This is a genomic window from Methylobacterium sp. CCH5-D2 (assembly GCF_001556475.1).
Taxonomy (GTDB): Bacteria; Pseudomonadota; Alphaproteobacteria; order Rhizobiales; family Beijerinckiaceae; genus Methylobacterium; species Methylobacterium hispanicum.
The window spans coordinates 1-1,397 of the sequence record NZ_LSIX01000220.1; the positions used below are offsets into that span (position 1 = coordinate 1).

The 1,397-nt window shown below is 73.8% G+C and carries 1 protein-coding gene and 1 pseudogene; one reads left to right on the forward strand and one right to left on the reverse strand.

Annotation, left to right across the window (positions count from 1 at the left end):
• Positions 1 to 128 precede the first annotated feature (128 nt).
• The gene (locus AX737_RS05670) at positions 129 to 725 is read right to left on the reverse strand and encodes a TIGR00730 family Rossman fold protein (protein WP_066919713.1); all 597 of its coding nucleotides are present in this window, start codon (positions 723 to 725) and stop codon (positions 129 to 131) included.
• Between the two features lie 219 nt (positions 726 to 944).
• On the opposite strand from AX737_RS05670, the pseudogene AX737_RS05675 reads away from it, so the two are divergent.
• Positions 945 to 1,397, forward strand: a pseudogene (locus AX737_RS05675) (peptidoglycan-binding protein); the annotation flags it as partial.

Consider the following 1,397-nt stretch of genomic DNA (forward strand, 5'->3'; position numbering starts at 1 on the left):
CCCCTCACCCCAACCCTCTCCCTATGGGAGAGGGAGCGCGTCGCGGCTCCCGTGCGAACCGGACGGCGCAGGCCATAGGCGATCGCCCCCTCTGCGCAGGAGGGAGGACGCGGGTACGTCCGCCCGCCTCAGAGCCGCTCCTCGACGAAGCGCTCGGCCTCCGGATCGCTGCCGCGTCCGGTGCGCTGCAGCATCGGCACCACCGCGTCCGCGTCCTGGGCGACGAGGTAGCTCAGCTCCAGCCCGTCGCGGATGAAGCCCTGCTCGCGCATGTGCGCGAACAGGGTCAGGAGCGGGCTCCAGAAATCGGCGATCGAGACCAGCACGATCGGCTTGCGGTGCTGGCCGAGCTGCGACCAGGTCAGCTGCTCGACCAGTTCCTCCAGGGTGCCGATGCCGCCGGGCAGCGCCACGAAGGCGTCCGAGCGCTCGAACATCAGGCGCTTGCGGGTGTGCATGTCGCCCACCACGATCGTCTCCTGGATGTCCTCGAGCATGTGCTCGCGGGCCTGGAGGAAATCCGGGATGATGCCGGTGACGTGGCCGCCGCCCTGCATCACCGCGCGGGCCACCGTGCCCATCAGCCCGACATCGCCGCCGCCGTAGACGAGGCCGATGCCGGCCCGGGCGAGCGCGGTCCCGAGGCGCTCCGCCGCATCGCGAAAAGCCGGGTTCCCGCCGAAGCCGGAGCCGCAATAGACACAGACCGTCTTCACCGGCGCCATCCGGCCTCCTCCGTCACTCGTCCGTGCAAGCCGCCGGATCGGGGCCGATCATCCCGAAGAGCGGGCCAAATCGCTGATGGCACCCGGGAATCCGCCGCGGGCGCGGCGGGGCGGCTTGGTGTCCCGCCCATGTAGAGTATTATGGGTCGGACAGTCGACGGTTTTCGCGGTGCAGCGGGGCCGTTCCAGGAGGCCGTCCCAGGGAGGCTCGAGGCCGAGATGTCCAGCGCGGTCGCACGCAGCCTCGCGCTCGCCGCAGGCGGGCTCGTCACCGGGCTGGTCCTGGTGCTGGCGCTCTTCGGTGCCGACCTGCGGCAGCAATGGTCCCCGTCGCCGCAGGCGGCCCTGCCGCTCGCCGGGCCCGGGGCGCCGGGCGGCGCGCCGGACACCGCCAGGCCGCAGGGCACCCCGGGAAGCGTCCCGGGAAGCGCCCCGGAGGAGGCCGGGCCCGGGCAGCCGGCGGCGGGCGAGCGCGCCGCCGCGGCCCCGCGCTTCGACGTGGTGCGCGTGGAACCCAACGGCGAATCCGTGGTGGCGGGCCGCGCCGCGCCGAACACCACCGTCGAGCTCCTGGTCGACGGCCGGCCCGTCGCCCGCACCAGTGCCGACGCGGAGGGGCAGTTCGCCCTGGTGCCGCCGGCCCTGCCGCGGGGCAGCAGCGAGGTCTCGCTG

What these genes read in the sequence shown, in the direction of transcription:
- AX737_RS05670 (WP_066919713.1), bottom strand. Translation starts at nt 725, where the DNA reads ATGGCGCCGGTGAAGACGGTCTGTGTCTATTGCGGCTCCGGCTTCGGC.